General features: G+C 51.5%; 26 protein-coding genes and 1 pseudogene. 11 read left to right on the top strand and 16 right to left on the bottom strand.

Annotated elements, in window-relative coordinates:
* Positions 1–88 precede the first annotated feature (88 nt).
* From nlpI to mtr, 4 genes are all read left to right on the top strand, one after another.
* Entirely contained in the window at positions 89–973 is an 885-nt protein-coding gene (gene nlpI, locus C4F37_RS19755; RefSeq protein WP_000802080.1) for a lipoprotein NlpI, read from the top strand.
* Between the two features lie 106 nt (positions 974–1,079).
* Positions 1,080–1,160 (top strand): protein YrbN, encoded by an 81-nt coding sequence (gene yrbN, locus C4F37_RS19760; protein WP_010723222.1) that lies wholly within the window; start codon positions 1,080–1,082, stop codon positions 1,158–1,160.
* Entirely contained in the window at positions 1,153–3,042 is a 1,890-nt protein-coding gene (gene deaD / locus C4F37_RS19765) for an ATP-dependent RNA helicase DeaD (protein ID WP_001295553.1), read from the top strand. The genes yrbN and deaD overlap by 8 nt, the downstream gene beginning before the upstream one ends.
* 153 nt (positions 3,043–3,195) lie before the next feature.
* Complete coding sequence (gene mtr / locus C4F37_RS19770) at positions 3,196–4,440, top strand: tryptophan permease (RefSeq protein WP_000224351.1); 1,245 nt, start codon at positions 3,196–3,198, stop codon at positions 4,438–4,440.
* Between the two features lie 117 nt (positions 4,441–4,557).
* Here the strand turns inward: mtr and C4F37_RS19775 are convergent, their stop codons facing one another.
* From C4F37_RS19775 to ubiU, 3 genes are all read right to left on the bottom strand, one after another.
* Entirely contained in the window at positions 4,558–5,565 is a 1,008-nt protein-coding gene (locus C4F37_RS19775; RefSeq protein WP_000130380.1) for a luciferase-like monooxygenase, read from the bottom strand.
* An 80-nt stretch (positions 5,566–5,645) separates the two neighbouring features.
* On the bottom strand, positions 5,646–6,524 hold the full coding sequence (locus C4F37_RS19780; protein ID WP_001298329.1) for a U32 family peptidase: 879 nt from the start codon (positions 6,522–6,524) through the stop codon (positions 5,646–5,648).
* Positions 6,525–6,532: 8 nt separating this feature from the next.
* Positions 6,533–7,528, bottom strand: a complete 996-nt coding sequence (ubiU, locus tag C4F37_RS19785) for a ubiquinone anaerobic biosynthesis protein UbiU (RefSeq protein ID WP_000421305.1) — start codon at positions 7,526–7,528, stop codon at positions 6,533–6,535.
* Between the two features lie 208 nt (positions 7,529–7,736).
* Here ubiU and ubiT point away from each other — a divergent pair, with 208 nt between their 5' ends.
* A complete protein-coding gene (gene ubiT, locus C4F37_RS19790) occupies positions 7,737–8,261 on the top strand; it encodes a ubiquinone anaerobic biosynthesis accessory factor UbiT (RefSeq protein WP_001295552.1) in 525 nt (174 codons plus the stop codon).
* Positions 8,255–8,758 (top strand): GNAT family N-acetyltransferase, encoded by a 504-nt coding sequence (locus C4F37_RS19795; RefSeq protein WP_000908554.1) that lies wholly within the window; start codon positions 8,255–8,257, stop codon positions 8,756–8,758. The genes ubiT and C4F37_RS19795 overlap by 7 nt, the downstream gene beginning before the upstream one ends.
* Here C4F37_RS19795 and yhbQ read toward each other — a convergent pair.
* Entirely contained in the window at positions 8,745–9,047 is a 303-nt protein-coding gene (gene yhbQ / locus C4F37_RS19800; RefSeq protein ID WP_000189333.1) for a DNA damage response exodeoxyribonuclease YhbQ, read from the bottom strand. The two genes, C4F37_RS19795 and yhbQ, sit on opposite strands and share 14 nt — an antisense overlap.
* A 50-nt stretch (positions 9,048–9,097) precedes the next feature.
* Between yhbQ and C4F37_RS19805 the strand changes: the two genes are divergently transcribed.
* Positions 9,098–9,541 carry a YhbP family protein gene (locus C4F37_RS19805; protein ID WP_000449030.1) on the top strand — a complete coding sequence of 148 codons (444 nt, stop codon included), beginning with the start codon at positions 9,098–9,100 and terminating at the stop codon, positions 9,539–9,541.
* On the opposite strand, the gene yhbO is transcribed toward C4F37_RS19805, so the two are convergent.
* The gene (gene yhbO, locus C4F37_RS19810; protein WP_000037608.1) at positions 9,521–10,039 is read right to left on the bottom strand and encodes a protein/nucleic acid deglycase; all 519 of its coding nucleotides are present in this window, start codon (positions 10,037–10,039) and stop codon (positions 9,521–9,523) included. The genes C4F37_RS19805 and yhbO overlap by 21 nt on opposite strands.
* A 127-nt stretch (positions 10,040–10,166) precedes the next feature.
* Between yhbO and C4F37_RS19815 the strand changes: the two genes are divergently transcribed.
* Positions 10,167–10,802: an NAD(P)H-binding protein gene (locus C4F37_RS19815; protein WP_001300423.1), complete on the top strand. Its 636-nt coding sequence runs from the start codon at positions 10,167–10,169 to the stop codon at positions 10,800–10,802.
* 72 nt (positions 10,803–10,874) lie between these two features.
* Entirely contained in the window at positions 10,875–11,915 is a 1,041-nt protein-coding gene (locus C4F37_RS19820) for a permease (RefSeq protein ID WP_000147574.1), read from the top strand.
* Between the two features lie 113 nt (positions 11,916–12,028).
* Here C4F37_RS19820 and dolP read toward each other — a convergent pair whose 3' ends face one another.
* From dolP to lpoA, 4 genes are read right to left on the bottom strand one after another with little or no spacing between them, the layout of a single operon-like run.
* The gene (dolP, locus tag C4F37_RS19825) at positions 12,029–12,604 is read right to left on the bottom strand and encodes a division/outer membrane stress-associated lipid-binding lipoprotein (protein WP_000646033.1); all 576 of its coding nucleotides are present in this window, start codon (positions 12,602–12,604) and stop codon (positions 12,029–12,031) included.
* A gap of 9 nt (positions 12,605–12,613) precedes the next feature.
* Positions 12,614–13,204, bottom strand: coding sequence for a DnaA initiator-associating protein DiaA (gene diaA, locus C4F37_RS19830; protein WP_001158034.1), 591 nt, complete (start codon positions 13,202–13,204; stop codon positions 12,614–12,616).
* A gap of 19 nt (positions 13,205–13,223) precedes the next feature.
* Entirely contained in the window at positions 13,224–13,619 is a 396-nt protein-coding gene (locus C4F37_RS19835) for a YraN family protein (protein WP_000246830.1), read from the bottom strand.
* Positions 13,577–15,613, bottom strand: a complete 2,037-nt coding sequence (gene lpoA / locus C4F37_RS19840) for a penicillin-binding protein activator LpoA (protein ID WP_000249104.1) — start codon at positions 15,611–15,613, stop codon at positions 13,577–13,579. Before lpoA ends, C4F37_RS19835 begins: the two co-directional genes overlap by 43 nt.
* Before the next feature lie 64 nt (positions 15,614–15,677).
* On the opposite strand from lpoA, the gene rsmI reads away from it, so the two are divergent.
* A complete protein-coding gene (rsmI, locus tag C4F37_RS19845) occupies positions 15,678–16,538 on the top strand; it encodes a 16S rRNA (cytidine(1402)-2'-O)-methyltransferase (RefSeq protein ID WP_000809262.1) in 861 nt (286 codons plus the stop codon).
* 42 nt (positions 16,539–16,580) lie between these two features.
* Here the strand turns inward: rsmI and C4F37_RS19850 are convergent, their stop codons facing one another.
* The 7 genes and pseudogenes from C4F37_RS19850 to agaC form a co-directional block, all read right to left on the bottom strand.
* The gene (locus C4F37_RS19850; protein ID WP_000816992.1) at positions 16,581–17,672 is read right to left on the bottom strand and encodes a fimbrial protein; all 1,092 of its coding nucleotides are present in this window, start codon (positions 17,670–17,672) and stop codon (positions 16,581–16,583) included.
* A gap of 10 nt (positions 17,673–17,682) precedes the next feature.
* Entirely contained in the window at positions 17,683–20,199 is a 2,517-nt protein-coding gene (locus C4F37_RS19855) for a fimbria/pilus outer membrane usher protein (protein WP_001355538.1), read from the bottom strand.
* A gap of 28 nt (positions 20,200–20,227) precedes the next feature.
* Complete coding sequence (locus tag C4F37_RS19860; protein WP_000044775.1) at positions 20,228–20,923, bottom strand: fimbrial biogenesis chaperone; 696 nt, start codon at positions 20,921–20,923, stop codon at positions 20,228–20,230.
* Positions 20,924–21,002: 79 nt separating this feature from the next.
* Complete coding sequence (locus tag C4F37_RS19865) at positions 21,003–21,587, bottom strand: fimbrial protein (protein ID WP_001045432.1); 585 nt, start codon at positions 21,585–21,587, stop codon at positions 21,003–21,005.
* A gap of 400 nt (positions 21,588–21,987) precedes the next feature.
* Positions 21,988–22,743 carry a galactosamine-6-phosphate isomerase gene (locus C4F37_RS19870; protein ID WP_001311150.1) on the bottom strand — a complete coding sequence of 252 codons (756 nt, stop codon included), beginning with the start codon at positions 22,741–22,743 and terminating at the stop codon, positions 21,988–21,990.
* Positions 22,744–23,535 (bottom strand): PTS galactosamine transporter subunit IID, encoded by a 792-nt coding sequence (gene agaD, locus C4F37_RS19875; RefSeq protein ID WP_000534347.1) that lies wholly within the window; start codon positions 23,533–23,535, stop codon positions 22,744–22,746. It abuts the gene before it with no gap.
* Positions 23,525–24,235: pseudogene (agaC, locus tag C4F37_RS19880) on the bottom strand (PTS galactosamine transporter subunit IIC); the annotation flags it as partial. The pseudogene agaC and the gene agaD, both read right to left, overlap by 11 nt.
* 57 nt (positions 24,236–24,292) lie before the next feature.
* On the opposite strand from agaC, the gene C4F37_RS19885 reads away from it, so the two are divergent.
* Positions 24,293–24,364, top strand: a 72-nt coding sequence (locus C4F37_RS19885) for an IS1 family transposase (protein ID WP_001568368.1), incomplete at its 3' end; no start/stop codon positions are given.

Raw genomic sequence — 24,364 nt, forward strand, 5'->3', positions numbered from 1 at the left:
TGCGGCGGGGGGCTTTTAACCGGGCAGGACGCCTTGTTAGCAACCGGGAACAGGACGTTCATTCAACCGTGGTCTTCGGGAGTGGGAAATGAAGCCTTTTTTGCGCTGGTGTTTCGTTGCGACAGCACTTACGCTTGCAGGATGCAGTAATACTTCCTGGCGTAAAAGTGAAGTCCTCGCGGTACCATTGCAACCGACTTTACAGCAGGAAGTGATTCTGGCACGTATGGAACAGATCCTTGCCAGTCGGGCTTTAACCGATGACGAACGCGCACAGCTTTTATATGAGCGCGGAGTGTTGTATGATAGTCTCGGTCTGAGGGCATTAGCGCGTAACGATTTTTCGCAAGCGCTGGCAATCCGACCGGATATGCCTGAAGTATTCAATTACTTAGGCATATATTTAACGCAGGCAGGCAATTTTGATGCTGCCTATGAAGCGTTTGATTCTGTACTTGAGCTTGATCCAACTTACAACTACGCGCACTTGAATCGCGGGATCGCATTATATTACGGCGGTCGTGACAAGTTAGCGCAAGATGATCTGCTGGCGTTTTATCAAGACGATCCCAATGATCCTTTCCGTAGTCTGTGGCTTTATCTCGCCGAGCAGAAGCTCGATGAGAAGCAGGCTAAAGAAGTGTTGAAACAGCACTTCGAAAAATCGGATAAGGAACAGTGGGGATGGAACATTGTCGAGTTCTACCTGGGCAACATTAGCGAACAAACGTTAATGGAAAGGCTCAAGGCGGACGCAACGGATAACACCTCGCTCGCTGAGCATCTCAGTGAAACCAACTTCTATTTAGGTAAGTACTACCTAAGTCTGGGGGATTTGGACAGCGCCACGGCACTGTTCAAACTGGCGGTTGCCAACAACGTTCATAACTTTGTTGAGCACCGATACGCATTGTTGGAATTATCGCTCCTGGGCCAGGACCAAGATGACCTGGCAGAATCGGACCAGCAATAGCTGACGTACACATCAGCCCGTAATCTTTTTTGATTGCCATCACCTTAACGGGTGAGGGCGTTGTTGTTCGTTAATACACCTACTTTGAGCCGGTTCACACTTTTCAATGAAAATTGCTGATCAATTTCATGATGAGTTATGTAGACTGGCCGCCATTAATTTTGAGGCACACGTACTACATGGCTGAATTCGAAACCACTTTTGCAGATCTGGGCCTGAAGGCTCCTATCCTTGAAGCCCTTAACGATCTGGGTTACGAAAAACCATCTCCAATTCAGGCAGAGTGTATTCCACATCTGCTGAATGGCCGCGACGTTCTGGGTATGGCCCAGACGGGGAGCGGAAAAACTGCAGCATTCTCTCTACCTCTGCTGCAGAATCTTGATCCTGAGCTGAAAGCACCACAGATTCTGGTGCTGGCACCGACCCGCGAACTGGCGGTACAGGTTGCTGAAGCAATGACGGATTTCTCTAAACACATGCGCGGCGTAAACGTGGTTGCCCTGTACGGCGGCCAACGTTATGACGTGCAATTACGCGCCCTGCGTCAGGGGCCGCAGATCGTTGTCGGTACTCCGGGCCGTCTGCTGGACCACCTGAAACGTGGCACTCTGGACCTCTCTAAACTGAGCGGTCTGGTTCTGGATGAAGCTGACGAAATGCTGCGCATGGGCTTCATCGAAGACGTTGAAACCATTATGGCGCAGATCCCGGAAGGTCATCAGACCGCTCTGTTCTCTGCAACCATGCCGGAAGCGATTCGTCGCATTACCCGCCGCTTTATGAAAGAGCCGCAGGAAGTGCGCATTCAGTCCAGCGTGACTACCCGTCCTGACATCAGCCAGAGCTACTGGACTGTCTGGGGTATGCGTAAAAACGAAGCACTGGTACGTTTCCTGGAAGCGGAAGATTTTGATGCGGCGATTATCTTCGTTCGTACCAAAAACGCGACTCTGGAAGTGGCAGAAGCTCTTGAGCGTAACGGCTACAACAGCGCCGCGCTGAACGGTGACATGAACCAGGCGCTGCGTGAGCAGACACTGGAACGACTGAAAGATGGTCGTCTGGACATCCTGATTGCGACCGACGTTGCGGCCCGTGGCCTGGACGTTGAGCGTATCAGCCTGGTGGTTAACTACGATATCCCGATGGATTCTGAGTCTTACGTTCACCGTATCGGTCGTACCGGTCGTGCGGGTCGTGCTGGCCGTGCGCTGCTGTTCGTTGAGAACCGTGAGCGTCGTCTGCTGCGTAACATTGAACGCACCATGAAGCTGACCATTCCGGAAGTTGAACTGCCGAACGCAGAACTGCTGGGCAAACGTCGTCTGGAAAAATTCGCCGCTAAAGTACAGCAGCAGCTGGAAAGCAGCGATCTGGATCAATACCGTGCACTGCTGAGCAAAATTCAGCCGACGGCAGAAGGTGAAGAGCTGGATCTCGAAACTCTGGCCGCCGCACTGCTGAAAATGGCACAGGGTGAACGTACTCTGATTGTTCCGCCAGATGCGCCGATGCGTCCGAAACGTGAATTCCGTGACCGTGATGACCGTGGTCCGCGCGATCGTAACGACCGTGGCCCGCGTGGCGACCGTGAAGATCGTCCGCGTCGCGAACGTCGTGATGTTGGCGATATGCAGTTGTACCGTATTGAAGTGGGCCGCGATGATGGTGTTGAAGTTCGTCATATCGTTGGCGCGATTGCTAACGAAGGCGACATCAGCAGCCGTTACATCGGTAACATCAAGCTGTTTGCTTCTCACTCCACCATCGAACTGCCGAAAGGTATGCCGGGTGAAGTGCTGCAACACTTTACGCGTACTCGCATTCTCAACAAGCCGATGAACATGCAGTTACTGGGCGATGCACAGCCGCATACTGGCGGTGAGCGTCGTGGCGGTGGTCGTGGTTTCGGTGGCGAACGTCGTGAAGGCGGTCGTAACTTCAGCGGTGAACGCCGTGAAGGGGGTCGTGGTGATGGGCGTCGTTTTAGCGGCGAACGTCGTGAAGGCCGCGCACCGCGTCGTGATGACTCTACCGGTCGTCGTCGTTTCGGTGGTGATGCGTAATCATCGCTGAACAGCGAACACAGTCTGTAAAATAATATATACAGCCCCGATTTTAACCATCGGGGCTTTTTTTCTGTCTTTTGTACTCATGTACTGGTACAGTGCAATGCATAACAACGCAGTCGCACTATTTTTCACTGGAGAGAAGCCCTCATGGCAACACTAACCACCACCCAAACGTCACCGTCGCTGCTTGGCGGCGTGGTGATTATCGGCGGCACCATTATTGGCGCAGGGATGTTTTCTCTGCCAGTGGTCATGTCCGGGGCGTGGTTCTTCTGGTCAATGGCGGCGCTGATTTTCACCTGGTTCTGTATGCTGCATTCCGGCTTGATGATTCTGGAAGCTAACCTGAATTACCGAATCGGTTCGAGCTTTGACACCATCACCAAAGACCTGCTCGGCAAAGGCTGGAACGTGGTCAACGGCATTTCTATTGCCTTTGTGCTCTACATCCTGACCTATGCCTATATTTCTGCCAGTGGTTCGATTCTGCATCACACCTTCGCAGAGATGTCGCTAAACGTCCCGGCACGGGCAGCGGGTTTTGGTTTTGCACTGTTGGTGGCGTTTGTGGTGTGGTTGAGCACCAAAGCCGTCAGTCGCATGACAGCGATTGTGCTGGGGGCGAAAGTCATTACCTTCTTCCTCACCTTCGGTAGCCTGCTGGGGCATGTGCAGCCTGCGACATTGTTCAACGTCGCCGAAAGCAATGCGTCTTATGCACCGTATCTGTTGATGACGCTGCCGTTCTGTCTGGCATCGTTTGGTTATCACGGTAACGTACCGAGCCTGATGAAGTATTACGGCAAAGATCCGAAAACCATCGTGAAATGCCTGGTGTACGGTACGCTGATGGCGCTGGCGCTGTATACCATCTGGTTGCTGGCGACGATGGGTAACATCCCGCGTCCGGAGTTTATCGGCATCGCCGAGAAGGGCGGTAATATTGATGTGCTGGTACAGGCGTTAAGCGGCGTACTGAACAGCCGTAGTCTGGATCTTCTACTGGTCGTGTTCTCAAACTTTGCGGTAGCGAGTTCGTTCCTTGGCGTAACGCTGGGTTTGTTTGACTATCTGGCAGATCTGTTTGGTTTCGACGACTCGGCTGTGGGCCGCTTGAAAACGGCATTGCTGACCTTTGCCCCGCCAGTTGTGGGGGGGCTGTTGTTCCCGAACGGATTCCTGTACGCCATTGGTTATGCTGGTTTAGCGGCTACCATCTGGGCGGCAATTGTTCCGGCGCTGTTAGCCCGTGCATCGCGTAAACGCTTTGGCAGCCCGAAATTCCGCGTCTGGGGTGGCAAGCCGATGATTGCGCTGATTCTGGTGTTTGGCGTCGGCAACGCACTGGTGCATATTTTATCGAGCTTTAATTTACTGCCGGTGTATCAGTAATCAGCGGTGCCTTATCCGACATTTCTGCTGCCTACACAATGCCTGATGCGCTTCGCTTATCAGGTCTATGTAGGACAGCGTTGCCAGCTCGGATAAGGCTTCCCGCGTTAAGACACACTATCCCAACAACTCTTCCTTAACATCCATCGCCAGCTCAAATGAATGCAGGCGTGCCTGGTGGTCGAAAATCTGCCCGTTAACCATAATTTCATCGGCGTCGGTTTCGCGCAGGATCGACTGCAAGCCATGACGCACTTTCGCTTTATCGCCCACCAGCGACATACTCAGCGCCTGCTGCACACCATACTGTTCGGACGGCGACCAGAACTGATCCATATTTTGAATCGGTGGCGGCAGTTGCCCGGTTTCGCCGCGGCGCAGCTTCACAAAGGCTTGCTGCATTGAGGTAAACAGGAATTCGGCATCGCGGTTGCTGTCGGCGGCGATAATATTGATGCACACCATCGCATACGGTTTCTCCAACCGTGCCGACGGTTTGAAGTTGCTGCGATAAAGATGCAGCGCCTGGAACAACATATCCGGCGCGAAGTGTGAGGCAAACGCAAACGGCAGACCAAGCTGCGCCGCCAGTTGCGCGCTGTAAAGGCTGGAGCCTAACAACCACACGGGGATTTTCTCGCCATAGCCTGGTACCGGGCGCACATGCGGATTGGGATCGCGGGCGTCAAACCAGTCCACCAGTTCCGCGACATCGCGGGGGAAATTATCAATATCGCCGCTCATATGACGACGCAGCGCCATCATGGTTCGCTGATCGCTACCCGGTGCACGACCCAGCCCCAAATCGATTCGCCCCGGATAGAGCGTATTGAGCGTGCCGAACTGTTCGGCGATCACCAATGGTGAGTGGTTAGGCAACATCACGCCGCCAGACCCCAGATGCAGCGTGGTGGTATTCGCCGCCAGATAGCCAATTAACACCGACGTTGCAGCACTGGCAATGCCGGTCATATTGTGGTGTTCTGCCAGCCAGTAGCGATGATAGCCGCGCTTTTCAGCCAGACGGGCGAGGTCGAGAGAGTGGGAGAACGCTTCCCGCGCTGAAGAACCTTCGGGGATGGGGGCCAGATCGAGTAGCGAAAACGCAATGGTTTTATCAGTCATAACAGCTCACTTTGTTACCGATTAGTCTTTAATACTGCATTAAAGAGTAGTTAAAGTTGTTAACAAAGTGAGCTATATACTTACGCTTGCAGCTCCAGCCCGGCCAGCCGCCGCCAGTAGCCGTTACAGTCGCTGTTTGCCGTCAACGGGAGTGGCGCAGCGCCATTTTCATTAGCGCGGAAGGCGTCGAGCATCGCGAAAGTGTCGGTACCCTGCGGTGACAGGCGGACCACATCGACCAGCCCCTGCATGGATGCCAGCTCGTTACCGAGGTTGTAAACGTAGCCGCTCATGGTCTGAATGCCGTTGAGTACAAACACTTGTTGGTTTTCCTGCGACAGTACGTTGCGCCCGTTCGGATATTTAATGCAGCAGGTTTCACACTCATCTTTCGGGCGGTCTTCCGAACGCGCGGTAAAGCAGCGGGCGGAGTAGGCCAGAGGTAGATGACCGTAGCTCAGGACTTCCACTTCAAACTGGTTGCGAATGCCCAACTCATCGCACTGATTAAGCAGATTCACCAGCCAGTCGCGGGAAAGCTCCACCGGCATACACCAGCGCATCATGCCCTGTTTGAGCAATATTTTCAGCGTCACCGCGTTGTAGCAGTTCAGCGCGTGCCCGGCGACGAACGGCAGTTTGCGTTCAGCGCACATATTCACCACGCCGAGATCGCTGGCTTCAATCAGAAACTCACCGTTCTCAACATAGCGTTTCAGTTCGCCCAGTTCGGAGGATGCCTGCACCAGCGCCAGCGTGGAGAGCACAATCTGCTTGCCACTTCCGGCGAGCGATTTTGCCATCTCCAGCCAGTCGCCAACTTTGGTTGCCCGGCGTTTGCTACAGACCGCTTCACCAAGATAAATCACGTCTGCGCTGCTGGCGGCGGCCTGCTGATAAAATTCTTCCAGCGTCTCTTTTGGCCAGTACCATAGCACCGGCCCTAAGGAATATTTCATTGCTTTTCTCACTGCCATTTACGGTGATACGCGCCAAGGGTAGTTTGCGTGCCTTCGGACATCGACCCGAGCGTCTCCATCCACGCGCTTTGCGGCACGAAGTTTTGCGGATCGGCCTTACAACGGTCGATAGCCTGACGCCAGACTTTCGCCACCTGGCTGACATACGCCGGGCTACGCTGGCGGCCTTCAATTTTCACCGAAGCGATATTCGCCGCCATTAACTCCGGCAGCAGCTCAAGGGTATTGAGACTGGTTGGTTCTTCCAGCGCGTGATAGCGCTCGCCGTCCACCAGATAACGCCCTTTACACAGCGTCGGATAACCTGCGTTTTCGCCGTCCTGATAACGGTCGATCAGCACTTCGTTCAGGCGGGATTCCAGCCCCTGCGGCGTTTGTTGCCAGCGCACGAAACGGGCCGGAGAACACGCACCCACGGTGTTGGGCGATTCACCCGTCAGATACGACGACAGATAGCAACGACCTTCCGACATAATGCACAGGCTGCCGAAAGCAAAGACTTCCAGTGGTACAGGTGTGACCCGTGCCAGTTGTTTCACCTGATGAATCGACAACACGCGCGGCAGCACCACGCGAGCAACGTCAAAATGGCGATGATAAAAGTTAATCGCCTCTTCATTGGTCGCCGAAGCCTGCACCGATACGTGGCGCTCAATATGCGGATAACGCTCGGCGGCGTACTCCAGCATGGCGAGGTCGGCGAGGATCAGCGCGTCGGCACCCAGCTGCGCCGCCATATCCACGGCGCGCTGCCAACGGGCGTAACCGTCCGGATGCGCAAAAGTGTTAATCGCGATGTGAAGTTTGCGGCGATGTTGATGGACAAAACTCACCGCTTCCTGCAATTTTTTCTCGGTAAAGTTAAGGCCGGCGAAGTGACGGGCATTGGTATCATCTTTTAGCCCGATATAAACAGCATCTGCGCCGTTTTCGATGGCCGCCTTAAGCGCCGGGAGATTTCCGGCAGGGCAGAGCAGCTCCATAATTTTTCCTGAAGGTTGCGCTATCAAAACGCAAAAATGTTAACGAACTGGGATTTTAGTTAACCTTGCTGCGACAATTTTTGATTTAAGGCAGTTAAAGTTGTATTGGTGGTAGCAGCAATTTCATATGGAATTGTTGATTTATACCGCTATGTTATTTTTCTGATATGGCAAAATAGGATGATTGTTGAAACAGGGAGTAAAACTCGTGTTGGATAAACTGCGTTCCCGTATTGTGCATTTGGGGCCATCTCTGTTGAGTGTACCGGTAAAACTGACGCCATTTGCGCTAAAACGCCAGGTTCTTGAGCAGGTCTTAAGCTGGCAATTCCGCCAGGCGCTGGATGATGGCGAGCTGGAGTTTCTTGAAGGCCGCTGGTTAAGTATTCATGTGCGTGATATTGACCTGCAATGGTTTACCTCGGTGGTGAATGGCAAACTGGTCGTTAGCCAGAACGCGCAAGCTGATGTGAGTTTTAGTGCCGACGCCAGCGATCTGCTGATGATTGCGGCGCGTAAACAAGATCCGGATACGCTCTTCTTCCAGCGTCGGCTGGTGATTGAAGGCGATACGGAGCTGGGGCTGTATGTGAAAAACCTGATGGACGCCATTGAACTGGAGCAAATGCCGAAAGCCTTACGCATGATGCTGCTGCAACTGGCGGATTTTGTTGAGGCGGGAATGAAAACCGCGCCTGAAACCAAACAGACATCGGTAGGTGAACCATGCTAATTCGAGTAGAAATTCCCATTGATGCGCCGGGTATTGATGCCCTGCTGCGTCGCTCATTCGAAAGTGATGCGGAAGCGAAGCTGGTTCACGATCTGCGTGAAGATGGCTTTCTGACGCTGGGGCTGGTGGCGACAGATGACGAAGGTCAGGTCATTGGCTATGTGGCATTTAGTCCGGTTGATGTGCAGGGCGAAGACCTGCAATGGGTCGGCATGGCACCGTTGGCGGTTGATGAAAAATACCGTGGACAGGGGCTGGCACGCCAACTGGTCTATGAAGGACTCGATTCGCTTAATGAGTTCGGCTATGCCGCAGTGGTGACGCTGGGCGATCCGGCGCTGTACAGTCGTTTCGGCTTTGAACTGGCGGCGCATCACGATCTGCGTTGCCGCTGGCCGGGCACTGAAAGCGCCTTCCAGGTACATCGTTTAGCGGATGACGCGCTGAATGGCGTTACCGGCCTGGTTGAGTATCACGAGCATTTCAATCGCTTTTAATCTCCGGGGTTTGCAGACTGCTTAACAGCTCTGCAAACCCTGCGCCTTCCGCTACCAGACGCTCTTTTTGCCGTTTGGTCAGTTGCTTAACGCGATATTCCGCCCGTAACGCCAGCGAACGATCGCCCACTGGCGCGGAAAACACCAGCGTTAGTTCTCCTTTCCCGCGCAGTGCTTTCGCCCCTTTGCCGCTTTGGTGCTGCTGATAGCGGCGTTCGACATCCGTGGTGATCCCGGTATAAAGCTTATTGTCGGCGGTACGGATCAAGTAAAGAAACCAGGGTGTCATCGTCTGCGTCGCATGTTAAGGTCAGGCCCACAGTATAAAAGAGAACAGCAATGGAAACACTCATCGCCATCAGCCGTTGGCTGGCAAAACAACATGTTGTCACTTGGTGTGTGCAGCAGGAAGGGGAACTCTGGTGCGCTAATGCCTTTTATCTTTTTGATGCGCAGAAAGTCGCCTTCTACATTTTGACGGAAGAAAAAACGCGCCACGCGCAGATGAGTGGGCCGCAGGCTGCGGTTGCCGGAACGGTAAACGGTCAGCCGAAAACGGTAGCGTTAATTCGCGGTGTGCAGTTTAAAGGTGAGATCCGCAGGCTGGAAGGTGAGGAAAGCGACCTCGCGCGCAAGGCGTACAATCGTCGCTTTCCGGTTGCCAGAATGCTGTCGGCCCCGGTGTGGGAAATCCGGCTCGATGAAATCAAATTCACCGACAACACGCTGGGCTTTGGTAAAAAAATGATTTGGCTACGCGACTCAGGCACCGAGCAGGCGTAACGCCTCGCGGTTAAACGCTGGCAGATCGTCCGGTGTCCGGCTGGTAACCAGCTGATCTTTATCAACCACGACTTCCTGATCGTAAAATTCCGCGCCCGCATTTTTAACATCAATAATGATCGGTTTAACTGCGGTCAGTTTGCGCCCCCGAATCACATCGGCGCTGATCAGCAACTGCGGGCCGTGACAGATGGCAAACACCGGTTTGCCACTATTCACAAAATCACGGGTAAAGGTGACAAAACGGTTGTCCCCACGCAGATAATCCGGTGAATGGCCGCCCGGTAGCAGCAGGGCATCAAACTCCGCAGGCGTCACTTCATCGATGGATTTATCGATGGTCACGCTGGCTTCTCCTTTTTTGCCTTTCACCGTTTTACCCGCTTGTTTTTCAATGGTAATCACTTCGTGTCCGGCTTTACGGAACTCGTCTGCGGGTGAAGTAAATTCTGAATCCTCAAATTCATCAGTGATTAAAACGGCAATTTTCTTACTCATGCTTCCTCCGCGTTGTTGCATTGGATGAGGCGAATTTCCCACAATCGGGGATAATTACCTCATGGTCTATTAAGCCTGGTGCATGAGCCGTGGAGCGCAAGGCAGACAATTCTGTAAAGGAGCGAAGATGAGTCAGGTACTGATTACAGGCGCAACGGGGCTGGTGGGCGGTCACCTGCTGCGGATGTTGATTAACGAACCGAAAGTTAACGCCATTGCTGCGCCGACGCGACGTCCGTTGGGCGATATGCCCGGGGTGTTTAATCCCCATGATCCGCAACTGAGTGACGCGTTGGCGCAGGTCACCGATCCCATCGACATTGTGTTTTGTTGTCTCGGCACCACGCGGCGAGAAGCGGGGAGCAAAGAGGCGTTTATTCATGCCGATTACACGCTGGTAGTGGATACCGCATTAACCGGGCGGCGACTGGGCGCGCAGCATATGTTGGTAGTCAGTGCGATGGGTGCCAATGCCCACTCGCCGTTTTTCTATAACCGCGTCAAAGGGGAGATGGAAGAAGCATTAATCGCCCAGAACTGGCCGAAATTGACCATTGCTCGCCCGTCGATGTTACTGGGCGATCGTAGCAAACAGCGGATGAACGAAACGCTTTTTGCGCCGCTGTTCCGTTTGTTACCAGGTAACTGGAAATCCATTGATGCGAGAGACGTGGCGCGGGTCATGCTGGCAGAGTCGATGCGGCCTGAGCATGAAGGCGTGACGATTTTAAGCTCTTCAGAATTACGCAAAAGAGCTGAATAATTATTCCCAAGAATTGATAGTGAGCGTAATATTCACGCGCTCAATTATCATAACTTATTCCTGGGGAATGCTATGACTGGTCAGTCTTCATCTCAGGCGGCAACGCCCATTCAGTGGTGGAAACCCGCGCTTTTCTTTCTCGTTGTCATTGCCGGTCTCTGGTATGTGAAATGGGAACCTTACTACGGCAAAGCGTTTACTGCTGCCGAAACCCACAGTATCGGTAAATCTATCCTTGCGCAGGCGGATGCTAACCCATGGCAGGCGGCGTTGGATTACGCGATGATCTATTTCCTCGCGGTATGGAAAGCGGCGGTGCTGGGGGTGATCCTCGGTTCGTTGATTCAGGTGCTGATCCCGCGTGACTGGTTGTTGCGTACGCTTGGGCAATCGCGCTTTCGCGGCACGCTGCTGGGAACGCTGTTTTCGTTGCCGGGCATGATGTGTACCTGCTGTGCGGCTCCGGTCGCGGCGGGAATGCGTCGCCAACAGGTGTCGATGGGCGGTGCGCTGGCATTCTGGATGGGCAATCCGGTGTTAAACCCGGCGACGCTGGTGTTTATGGGCTTTGTCCTCGGCTGGGGTTTTGCGGCGATTCGTCTGGTGGCCGGGCTGGTGATGGTGTTGCTGATTGCGACGCTGGTGCAAAAATGGGTGCGTGAAACACCGCAAACGCAGGCACCGGTCGAAATTGACATACCGGAAGCACAGGGCGGGTTTTTTAGCCGCTGGGGCAGGGCGCTATGGACGCTTTTCTGGAGTACGATCCCGGTTTACATCCTTGCAGTACTGGTGTTGGGTGCCGCTCGCGTCTGGTTATTCCCCCATGCCGATGGTGCTGTCGATAACAGCCTGATGTGGGTGGTGGCGATGGCGGTAGCAGGATGCTTGTTTGTCATTCCCACGGCAGCAGAAATTCCGATTGTACAAACGATGATGCTGGCAGGTATGGGAACCGCTCCGGCGCTGGCATTGTTGATGACGCTCCCGGCAGTGAGTTTGCCGTCACTGATTATGCTGCGCAAAGCGTTCCCGGCGAAAGCCTTATGGCTGACAGGGGCGATGGTGGCAGTGTCTGGTGTGATTGTCGGCGGGCTGGCGCTGTTGTTCTGATTTGAGGGAAAACATGTCGGATGCGGCGTAAACGCCTTATCTGACCTACGGTTTGTATCGTTGTAGGCCTGATAAGACGCGGCAAGCGTCGCATCAGGCATTACAAGGGGCTGCTATTTAATAAACGTAAACGCCGTAGTTACCCGCTTCACGCCGCTCACCCGGCTGGCAATATCTGCCGCCGCTTTCGCTTCACGTTCAGTCACCAGCCCCATCAGGAACACTTCACCGTTTTCGGTGGTCACTTTCACGTTGGACGATTTCACCAGGTCGCTGGTTAAGAGCTGCGAACGCACTTTGGTGGTGATCCACGTATCGTTAGATGCTTCGCCTAGACCAATCGGCTGGCCCTGACGAATCTCGTTATACACTTCGTTGGCACCGTCTACGCCCATAGCAATCTGTTTGGCGCGAGCCGAAAGTTCAGCATTTGGTGACTGCCCAACCAGCAGCACTTTGCCCTGATAGGCCGTTACATTAATGCGCGCTTCTTTCTTAATCTGTTCGTCTTTCGACAATGCGCTGTTCACGCGCACTTCCAGGGTACCATCGTCCACCTGGGTGCCGACACTGCGTGGGTCAGTTGCGGCTTTGGTACCCACAGCAGCGGTACCCACTACGGCAGCGGCAACACAACCTTGCAACAGCAGCGCGGAAATAAGGACTGCGATTGGCGATAATGCCTTCATGTATTCTCCTTAATCATCCTGGTGAGGGAAAAGCGTGTTATCGATCAGATCGCACAGGCAATTTACCGTCAGCATATGCATTTCCTGAATGCGAGCACTACGATGCGAAGGAATGCGGATCTCCACATCCTGTGGCCCTAACAAACCTGCAAGTTCGCCGCCGTCATAGCCGGTCAATGCCACAATGGTCATATCACGCGTAACGGCGGCTTCAACTGCTTTAACAATATCGCGGCTGTTGCCACGGGTGGAAATGGCTAACAATACATCTCCCGCATGACCCAGCGCCCGCACCTGTTTTGCATACACTTCATCATGTAAGCGATCGTTGGCAATCGCCGTTAAGACAACATTATCAGTATTTAGTGCAATGGCAGGTAAGCTGGGCCGCTCCGTTTCGAAACGGTTGATCATGCTGGCAGCAAAATGCTGTGCATTGGCAGCGGAAGTTCCATTACCACAACAGAGGATTTTGTTGCCATTGAGCAGAGACTGAACCAGCGTCATGGCTGCACGGGAGATGGCATCCGGAAGCGCCTCTGCCGCCGCAATTTGAGTTTGAATGCTTTCAGTGAAGCAAGCTTTAATTCTTTCTTGCACGCTAATCCTTAAACCTTAATTATGAGTGGTCATTAAAGGCATCCTTAATCCACTCAACCTCATTCCCGGTGAAGGCTACCACATCGAACCGGCAATCCACAGTATCAAAACTCCCATTATGACGCGCGAGCCACAAGCGGGCAGTCTGTAATAATTTGTGTTGTTTGCTGCGGGTCACACTGGCTGCCGCGCCGCCATAAAGCGCAGAGCGGCGATAGCGTACCTCGACAAAAATGGTGGTCCGGCCTTCACGCATTATCAGATCGATCTCGCCGCCACGCTCGTTCACGTTAGCGGCGATAAACCGCAGTCCTTTGCCTTCCAGCCAGCGACGCGCTTGTGCTTCCCACGCATCGCCGGTCTGTTTGGTGGTTAACTGACGGGGACTACCTGACCTTGTTGGTACTGTAGCCATGATAAGTTCCTGTTAATCACGCAATCCGGGTTAGCCGTCAGGCTTCCGGTATTACCGTTGATTTCAAAACCCTGAACCTGGCGCATTTGTGAGAAATGATTTGCCAGCGACCAGGCATCGACGCCCATCGCATACATGCGAGCCAGTGAATAATCGTTATTCACCGCGCTGAGTGCCTGCTGCATTAACGGTAGATTACCGCCTGCCAGCATCGGGATTTCGCTGTACTGCAAGCCTTCCATCTCCAGTCGGAAATCCGGGCCAGCGGTCCCTTGCGCACTGCGGGAGCTGGCGTACAGCGTTGCACCGCTCTGGCTACCGTTACGCATGGCGATCATCGGTTTGATAAAAGCGATTTCACCCGGCGTTGCCACAATGTACACCGCATCGACACGACCGCCATTATTGGTGAACTGGTCATCGGTTGGCGTGGTTTGCAGCGTTGGATTGTTGGTCGTCATGCCGGAGTCGGTTGTCGCTCTGAGAGTAATCGGGCTACCCGTTAAAGCAATACCAGAACCGCCGTTAACACCCGCGCGTAATTCGCTGGTGGAACCAAATTTTTGTTGCAGAACGGTGCCGCCGCCCAGTTTCTGCCACTCTTGCGCAAACGCATTGGCTACGCGATCGCCCAATGAACTGCGTGGGATCAGCACCAGCGGCGCTTGTTTACCCTGGTCACGAATATGACGCGCTGCATCGCGCGCTTCGTCTTCCGGTGAAAGCGCGAAGTAACAAATATTGACGCGATTTTCGATATTCTCCGGCTGGTTCAGTGCCAGTACGTTCAGCGGAGTGTTGCTCTTCAGCAACTCTTCAACGTTATTTTTCAGCAACGGACCGACCACAATACTCGCGCCATCCTGCTGAACCTGGCTTAAGATCTGGCTAAGTGGTTGTGATGAGGTATCGTAGATTTTCAGCTCTGCGGATGGATTTGCGGGTGCGCTTACCGCTGCGGTGCTTGTCGCCGGGGCGCTTACAGGCACCGGCTGGGCTGCAGGCTGTTCACCGGTCAGATCGCTAACCGAGGCTTGTGCCGGGCTGGCAACGCCATCCACGGTTTGCGGCTGAGGTTGTTCAGCTACGTCTGCGGCAGGTGCGGCAGCTACCTGAGCTGCCACTGGCTGAGTGCCGATATTTTTCGCCGCTTCAAAGCCTTGCTGAATAGTGCGACCAAATACCGCTGCCTGGCCATTCAGTGGCAACAGCAGGGCGATTTTGTTGGTCGAGGCTGGTTTAAACGCTTTTACGTTAACCAACTGCGTTGGCAGCATTTTCGCGCCCGGATTGTTCGGATAACGTTTCTGCCAGTCGGCGATCCCGGCTTTCATCATGTCGGGATCGTTACGGTTATCAAACCAGACGCGCTGCAGATCCAGCCAGCCTTGCAGAATATTTTCGTCGGCGTTGATCACCAGCGTATTCGCCTGTTCCTGAGTCATGGAGGAGAGCGCCTGCCAGGTGGCATCAATATTCTGCTGTTTTTCTTTCGCGCCAAGCAGCGGTTCCTGAGCAATTAACGCGCGCAGTAAATCAATGGAAGGACGCCCCTGGCTGGCATCGATTTTTGCCTGCCAGTAACGCGCTTGCTGGTTTTGTTCTAAATCGGCAGGTGTGATTTTCGCCAGCAAGTTTTGCGCGCCAGCAAAATCTTTCTGCGCCAGTTTAATCTCTACCGCCAGCAGTGTTTTCTCGCGACGCTGAGCATCGTTCAGTTCTTGCGGTAGTTGGTTAAACAACTCAACCGCCTGCCCGGTTTTACCTTCTTTCACCAGTGCACGAATGGCGAGTAATTGCCAGTTGATCCTGGTATCATCAGAGCTTTGCTGCATCTGCTGAAGATAAAAGGCAGAATCAGCCTGCGCCGTGCCCTGCATATAAGCAGTGGACTGATCGGGAGTATGGGTGCCACAACCGGCGAAAATCAGGGCTGCCAGAACAACAGGCAGACAACGCGCGGCTTTCAAACGAGAAAATGTTGAGGGTACCATAATGTATCCAGTGATATTTTTTTTACGCAATGCTCAATATTAAATCGGCAATACGGACGACACAATGAAACAACACCAATCGGCGGATAATTCTCAGGGCCAGCTTTACATTGTACCGACGCCAATCGGCAATCTGGCGGATATCACCCAGCGTGCGTTAGAGGTATTACAGGCCGTTGATCTGATTGCCGCCGAGGATACTCGTCACACCGGTTTATTGCTGCAACATTTTGGGATTAATGCCCGGTTGTTTGCGCTGCACGACCATAACGAACAACAAAAAGCTGAAACGCTGCTGGCGAAGCTGCAAGAGGGGCAAAACATTGCGCTGGTTTCCGATGCCGGAACGCCGCTAATTAACGATCCTGGCTACCATCTGGTGCGTACCTGCCGTGAAGCGGGGATCCGCGTGGTGCCGCTACCCGGGCCGTGTGCTGCTATCACTGCGTTAAGCGCAGCGGGTTTACCCTCTGACCGTTTCTGTTACGAAGGCTTTTTACCTGCCAAATCAAAAGGCCGCCGTGATGCGCTAAAAGCCATTGAAGCGGAGCCGCGCACGCTGATTTTTTATGAATCTACCCACCGTCTGTTAGATAGCCTGGAAGATATCGTTGCGGTATTAGGCGAATCCCGCTACGTGGTTCTGGCGCGTGAGCTGACCAAAACCTGGGAAACCATTCACGGCGCGCCCGTTGGCGAGCTGCTGGCGTGGGTAAAGGAAGATGAAAACCGTCGCAAAGGCGAAATGGTGCTGATTGTCGAAGGTCATAAAGCACAGGAAGAAGACTTACCCGCCGATGCCCTGCGCACGCTGGCGCTGCTACAGGCAGAACTGCCGCTGAAAAAAGCGGCGGCGCTGGCCGCAGAAATTCACGGCGTGAAGAAAAATGCGCTGTATAAGTATGCGCTGGAGCAGCAGGGGTAACAGTGCCGAAGCGTTGCGTTAATCAAAACGCAACGTCTTCTTTTACCGCACGATGACGGTAATGGTGGCTGTGCCCTGAAATTTTCCTGTTTCCAGCTCACCACCGACCAGATTAACTGGCCAGGCGCGCATATTGACGGTGCCATGCCCGGAAGGATCAACGGGAAGGATACCGTTCTGAAAAGGAATATTTGCAACTCCGCCGCCGAGATTTTCAATACGAATACCGACATCGGGCACATTGTCTGAACTTCTTCGCCTGGCGACCAGGTTGTACTGGTCTACTACCCCAGTTGTACCGTCGATGCGCATTTGCAACGAGTTTTTAATCTTTGAAGTATCACCACAGTCATAAGTGATATCAAAGTCTACTGGAGTAAAACCGTCTGGCATGGCATTGCGGGTGGTAAACTTCTGACCATTGATGAATCCAAAATTAACCTTAATAACATCGCCCTGATTAATTTTGCACGACTGTGGGGCGGTGAGATTTCCCTGAATCGATAACTTGACTAAATCATGGAAGTCACCTGTAGACGGGCTTCCCATTCCATCGACCCACGCGCCTTTAATGACGGCAATATCCGTTTTCGGAATGGTCATCGAGCCGAGAAATGGCTTGGTGACATACAGGGTAAAGGTGGTGTTCGCACCAATATTAACGGGTCCATAACGAGACGTATCACCCTGGCAAACACCCGTTTGGGTTGCAGCAGAATATACCGTGTTGTTTTTTATCTGTGTGAATCGGGTGTTAACAGAGACAACCTGGTCGGTTGTGAGTCCTGGAATGTCGTTTGCCTGTAATGTGGTTTTAATATCCAGGCTGTCATTGAGTTTGTAATATCCTGTCTGATGTCCAGTGGTGGTAAGTACGGGGCTGACCATATAGACAAGTTTAACTGCCTTACCCGCAGAGCAGGAACAGGCGTATTGCCAGTTAGTGCTACTTAGCGTTGCAGAGGTAAACTCCCGTCCTGTCACGTTATCTGTCTGGTTCACCGTAACATCATCAACCACACTGCTGTAATTTGTCGCACCGCTAGTGCTGTCGGCTCCACACCCTCCTGAGGAGGCATAAGCGCAGGATGTGGATATCAACAAAAGACCTGTTATAAGAGGCGCTCTTTTCATTTTTTTATCCTTAATGGCACTGCGCTGTGCCTTGTAATACAGAGGTTGTAGGTTCTGAATCCGGTGTACTGAAAGCAAACTGACATTGTTGATCTGCCTGATTTCCCCAGCGTACAGTCCAGCTTTGTGATTTACTCGATATCCCAGAGAGATATAGTATGCCGCCCTCATCGACGATACTTTGTTGCCCCGTATCATCGTTGCTGGCAAGAGCGCCAAAGGGCAACGGTTTACCGTTGCGATCGCTGACTGTAACAAGTACGCGATAACCGATATTGGCGTTGAAACGCGCCGCTACCATTGCACCTCTGTTGGGCACCACAAACTGTGTTGTTTGTTCAAGATCGACGTTATCGGGCAGCTGCGTAGTATCTACCGAGAGACGGTTTTCCTGATAAGTTGTGAGATAAGGAACCACTGCATAGCCAAAAGGATCGGTAGCAATCCCCGGATAGTTTTGTATCCTCACGCCAGATGCTCCGTTAGCATCGATAAGCGCAAAAGCGTTGCCCAGATATTGCGAGAGCGTCACGCCATGAGGATGGATAACCACGCCGCCGGTAACGCCGTAATTGTATTGGCTGCTGTCATTACCGTAGCTGTATCCGGCACTGAAGGTGCCATAAGGTGAACGGTAACTGGCGTTCAGGCTACTGTTATGGTTGTTATCGTCATCCAGACTTTGTTCCAGGCTATAGCTCAGGCGACCATCATCCAGCAGTGAGCCATCAAGACGCATTTCATGTTGGGTTGGGCGATCTTTCTGGCTGGTCATCTGATAGGAAACCCGGCTACGCGGTAACCAGCGTTCTAACGGAATACTGAGATTCAAAGAGAGTGCGCGGTCATTATTTTGATCAGTGTAGCGGCTGTATTGATAATTCAGGCTGTAACCAACTCCCCATTGCTGGCCGGAAACCCCAACAGAGATATTCCTGTTTTTATCGTTATTGCCCCAATAGTCTTGCTGCGAACCGGAGGCATACAGACTTACCCCATCAAATATTGTCTGGCTGATGTTGAATTGAATTTCACTTTTTTGGCGACTGTTATAGTCCCAATTGCGGGTATTGGCTTCATTAAAACTAAAATAGCCATCGTTGGTATAGCGATAGTAGCTGACAGCGATATTGGTGTTGGTTTCCGGGATATCTTTGATGTACTGCGTACGCCATTGATAGCCATGAAAAGAGTGCTGGTTATCGAATTGGGTGTCAGCTCTGTTGATATCCATCGACAACGCGCCCAGTGCGCCAAGTGTGCCGCCGATACCGATCCCCAGCGCATAATAATCTTCAGAACCGAGCAGGCCGCCATACAGCGTAAAAGTATTATTCAAACCATATATTGCCGTGGCTTCAGCAAATTCGGGTTCCTTGCTATCACTGTTTGCATCAGCGCGATAGCGTCCAGCGGTCGCGCTATACTTTAGATGCCCAGGTCGCTGCATCATGGGTAATGAAGAATAAGGCTGGATAAAGCGACGTTGTGTACCGTCACTTTCTTCAATCGTGACTTCTAAATCGCCGCTGTTGGAAGAGGGGTAGAGATCGTTAATTTCAAAGGCACCCGCTGACACGTTGCTTTGATAGATCACATAACCATTTTGCCTGATAGTCACGATTGCACTACTGTTTGCGATACCGCGTACCGTTGGGGCAAATCCGCGCTGGCTGTTTGGCAACATATTATCGTCGGAAGCGAGTTGCACGCCAGTAAAGGTGTAGCTGGAAAAAATACTGCCGCTGGTGGCGCTTTCTCCCAGAAGCAACTGAGACTTCAACGCCTTGATATCACGTTGTAAATAACTACTGATGGTATTCCAGCTTGATGTCTGATCGTTGCGTGTCCATGTGGAATAGTTGCGTAATCGCCAGGGGCCAAAATTAGCACCATTTTGCATATTCAGGTACTGTCGTTGGCTACGATTGCCCTGGCGGTAACGGTTATCAGAACCTGTAAACGAGTAGTTGGTAAACAGCGTTGGTATACCATCGTCCCAACGAGAAGGGGAGACGTAACCTCTTGCATCACGGTACAGTGCAATTTGGGGAATGCTCAAATTAAGTTGCTGATGATTGAAATCAAATTCAGCAGCTGTACCGGGAATGATTTGTTCAAGCGAGTTGATCACGCTATCGTCATCTTTTTCAGCCAGCGCCGGGATTTCATCCACCTTAATACCCAGCTCACGTAGTTGTTCTACCGTAAACTGTGGCTGCAGAAGTTGCTCTGCATTGGCGGTAAATGTAATTTTTTTCTGTGAAACCTTCTTTTTATTCAGCCAGATATCAACCTGATAAGTTCCTGGTAGTTGTGCATATTTTTTTGAAAAACGCGACAGATCGGTTGTTTGCATACCACTTTTTGTGGTTTCCAGCATAATGGGGTCGAAATAATACTCTTCGGCGTTAGCGGTAGTGCAAAGCATGCCGCTGCCAGTGAGCACCATCGGCAAACAACGTTTGATGATGAGCGCCAACTGTTTCGGTGTGCGTTTATGTCCCTGGTGGTGTCGTTGTGGCATTCCCTGATGACCTGTGTTTTTATATTTTTTATTGCAGTGGACGAGTTTCTGTCCCGGAACTGCCGCCATAATCATTGATCGCAGCCCATTTCACGTTCTTTCCGCCAGATGCAGGAAGTGGTAACTGTTTATGTTCTCCGGGCGCGATATATTCAATTTTGCTTGTGAGATCGGTTTTATCGACTGCCAGTCCGGCAAATACGACGTAATATTCAGTTGGGTTATATATATTGAGTGAATGGTCACTACGTTTAAATTCCAGTGATTTCCACGCATCGTTTACCCGTCCCTTCAGGTGTGCGGGGCGATAAAACATTTTGATCCGTGTTTTAAATACCAGCGTCAACTCGTTAGCATTAACATCATCTGATTTTTTCTTTGCAGGAATGGCACGAACATTAATGTAGAACAGCGACTCTTTATTTTCAGGCAGGTTATCAGCTGTTTTAATAATTCGCAGTGATGAGTCATCGCCAGCCTCAAGACGAAATAGCGGTGGGGTTATAATAAATGGGGCACGGCTTTTACCATCTATATTATCTACCCATGATTGCAGTAAATAAGGCGTTTCTGCGCCTTTGTTTGCGACAGGTAACGCAGCCTCTTTGCGGCTGGCATCATAGATCACTCGCGTTCGCTGTAAAACGATTCCTCCTGCAAGCGCCTGGCCAATACAGAAGCTACACAACAAGGTTAATATCACCGCGAATGTTCGTTTTGACATAGTTATTTTTCAACCTGATACAACGAGAAAGAGGAAGGAAAAGGGCGTTATCTGACAGGTCAGATAACGCCCTAACGTATTAACGGTAATCCAGCGTTACGTTAACGATAGCGTCTGCTTCCCCTGGGGTGATTTCTGATGGAACTACGGTTGATACGTAGTAAGCGATGAGGTCAACATTGACAATACCATTGGATTCCGCCGGGATCTGATAAACCGTGTTATCATTGCCCATAGCATTCAGTGGCATAATGTTTCCGCTTTCCGCATCGTCAATACGGATACCCACACCTGTTGCCGCTATGCCAGCAAAAGAGCCTACTTTTGCCAGATTAGGGAAGTTAGGGACGGTGCCATTATCTCGCGTTTCCAGCCATAGACGGAAAGACGCTTCAACGTTGCCGTTATCGTGCTCCCACCCAGTCATTGGGCAGTTAACTAAAGGAATAGTGAATGGAATTTTTGGGCTACGCTCGCCAATATTACGAAACTGTTCGGCATTATAGTGACCAAGAGCAACTTCAATTTTCTTATCAGAGTCATTGATTTCACAAGCGGATTTTAAAATCTCGCCATCAAAAACTATTTCACCATCGGTTGCAGCGGCATTACCTGCGAAAAGCGCAAGTAAGCCCGCAATAGCTGTTTTTGTAACTTTATTCATATATAACCTTATCCTTGTAACAAGTACATAATCATATTTAATGTGAATATATGTTCAACATCTTTAAAGATTATACAGGCAGAAATATTTCATTGAACATTAAATAGACTGAACTTTAAGATTATATTTATATGCAAATATTTGATATTTTCATTATATTGATATCAATTTTCTATGTATTCAAAAGAGTATAAATGCCTGACTTTGCTGCGCCAGGGGGCGAGTCAGAATACGAGGTGATTTATTAATAGAACAAGTTATATGTATATCTAAAATTAAATTGTTGAACATAACTCCTTTTGCTATCGGCGTTATGTTCAACCCAGTCAAATGTTATTTAATATAATGCGTGACTGTTACATAAGTTAATTTAAACATTTTGAGCAAATTTTTCATCTGGTTAGGTGTTAATTAAACAAATAAAGTTACTGTGCAGCCATAAAAATGAAGCCGGGATAGCGGTAGAGACTTTAGCCGTGAGAAAACGATCTGTCGCATCCTGCTTTCCTTCGCCAGTCACCAGTAACAAAACTTCGCGGGCATTGAGAATATCCTTCAGGCCTAAGGTGATCCCACGAGTCACGGGGCGACCCGCGGTTTTTAACATCTCATGTTGCTGTGTTCTGGCATCAAGTTGACTGATATGGCAGGCCGGTTGCAGGCTTTCTCCCGGTTCGTTCAGCCCAAGATGACCGTTTTTCCCCAATCCGAGAACGCATAAATCCAGACCGCCTTTGCGCGCAATCAGGTTCGTTACCCGTTCGCACTCTGTCTCATTTATCTCTTCGGAGCGAAAGCTGATGAGCTGGTCTTCACGTAGCCCCAGCGGCTGCACGATATGCTGTTGCAGGAAAGTTTCGCAGGTGCCTGGCATCGTTAATGGCAGATCCACCCATTCGTCGAGCTTCACGAAGGTGAGCTGGCTGACATCAACCTGCTGCTGGTGGATTTTTTCTACCAGATAATGATACGTCAGTAATGGCGTGGCTCCGGTCGCCAGGCAAATCACGGCATTCGGTTTGCTACGGATCACGGCCAATAAATATTCGCTGGCACGTTCACTTAACGCCGTATAGTTTTCAACTTGCTGAAGGGTTTGCACAGGATGAAATTCCTTAAGTAAAGAGGCACCACCAGACGCAGTGCCTCGTTCCATTTACAAAATGCCGAATGCGGAACAAACAATAGAGAGCACAAAAGTCACGCCGATTAACAGCACCGGATGCGCTTTTTTCACCCGCAGGAAGTAATACATCAGCAGGGTGTAGGCCATCGGTAAAATGTTCGGGAAGACTTTATCGAAGAAATCCTGCTGCAGCGCAACGCTGTGGGTATTGTCGATGGCAAACGATGTCACCACGTTAATATGCACATACGAAGCGATCAGCCCGCCGATTACCGTGATCCCGAGGATGGTTGCCGAACGGGCAATCATCTGCGAGTTCTCTCGCACTTTATCGATCGCCTTCACGCCGACTGAATAACCGACGTGGGTCCAGCCGACGCGCAGGAAAAAGATAAGCAGGTAAACGGCGAAAAATAGAATCGGCCCCAGCAGGTTTCCCTGGCTGGCAAATGATGAGCAAATTCCCGCCATAATCGGCAACAAAGTAAACCAGAAAATCGCATCGCCAATCCCGGCGATTGGGCCAAACAGTGCCACTTTGAGGCCTTTAATGGTGTCGCGGTTTTCTCCTTTTTCTTCCATCGAAATTAATAACCCCATCAGGAATCCGACCAGATTCGGGTGGGTATTAATAAATTCGAGGTTATCTTTCATCGCCGCGCTTAAGCCCGGTTTGTCGTCCTTATAAATCTTTTTCAGGATCGGCAACATCGCCCAGGTAAAACCGCCCGCCTGCATCCTTTCGTAGTTAAAGCTCGCTTGCAGCAGCGACGAACGAAAGCCCAGACGGGTGATATCTTTTTTACTGATTTCAGATCCCATTGCTGTAGTCCTCTTCTTCATTTTTACTGGCAACGGGCTGCGGTTGCGCTTGCTGCCGGGATTTCGCATTGAAAAACTCATACACCGCAAAGCCTGCGCCCAGTACGGCAACCGGCAACAGGTTGCTGACCTGGATGTAGCAAACAAACAGGAAACCGGCGATCAGGTAAGGGATATATTGCGCTTTGAACATTACGCGCAGCAGCAAGCCAAAACCAACGGCAGGCAGAATACCGCCAGCCACTTCAAAGCCGTGGGTCAGCCAGGCGGGCATCGCTTTCACCAGCGCCTGCATCGCCCCCTGTGCCAGGTAAGTACAGAGGAAAGCAATCACCGCATACGCTGAAGCGACGATGAGCATCGTTGTCCAGTTAAGCCGGGAAAACGCTGCCGTATCCGCCTCTTTCGCGCATTTATCGGCTTTGGTCATAAATAATGAGAAAGCGGAATAGAAGAACAGAATGACGTACTGCATTAACAAACTAAACGGCAGGCCAAGACCAATTGCTGTTTTGGCATCAACGCCCGTAGACCATGCAATGACGGTGGTCATCAGACCCGCCATAATCGGGTTGGGCGGCTGAACACCACCTGCAGGGGTTAATCCGGCGAAAGCCAACTCTGTCAGACCACCGGTAATTAAGCCAGTCTGAATATCACCGAGAATAGCGCCAGTTAGGGTACAAACGATTATCGGGCGGAGGTGATGCTGCCAACTTACTGATTTAGTGTATGATGGTGTTTTTGAGGTGCTCCAGTGGCTTCTGTTTCTATCAGCTGTCCCTCCTGTTCAGCTACTGACGGGGTGGTGCGTAACGGCAAAAGCACC

Origin of the sequence: Escherichia sp. R1 (assembly GCF_003000935.1) — a bacterium.
Lineage (GTDB): Bacteria > Pseudomonadota > Gammaproteobacteria > Enterobacterales > Enterobacteriaceae > Escherichia > Escherichia coli.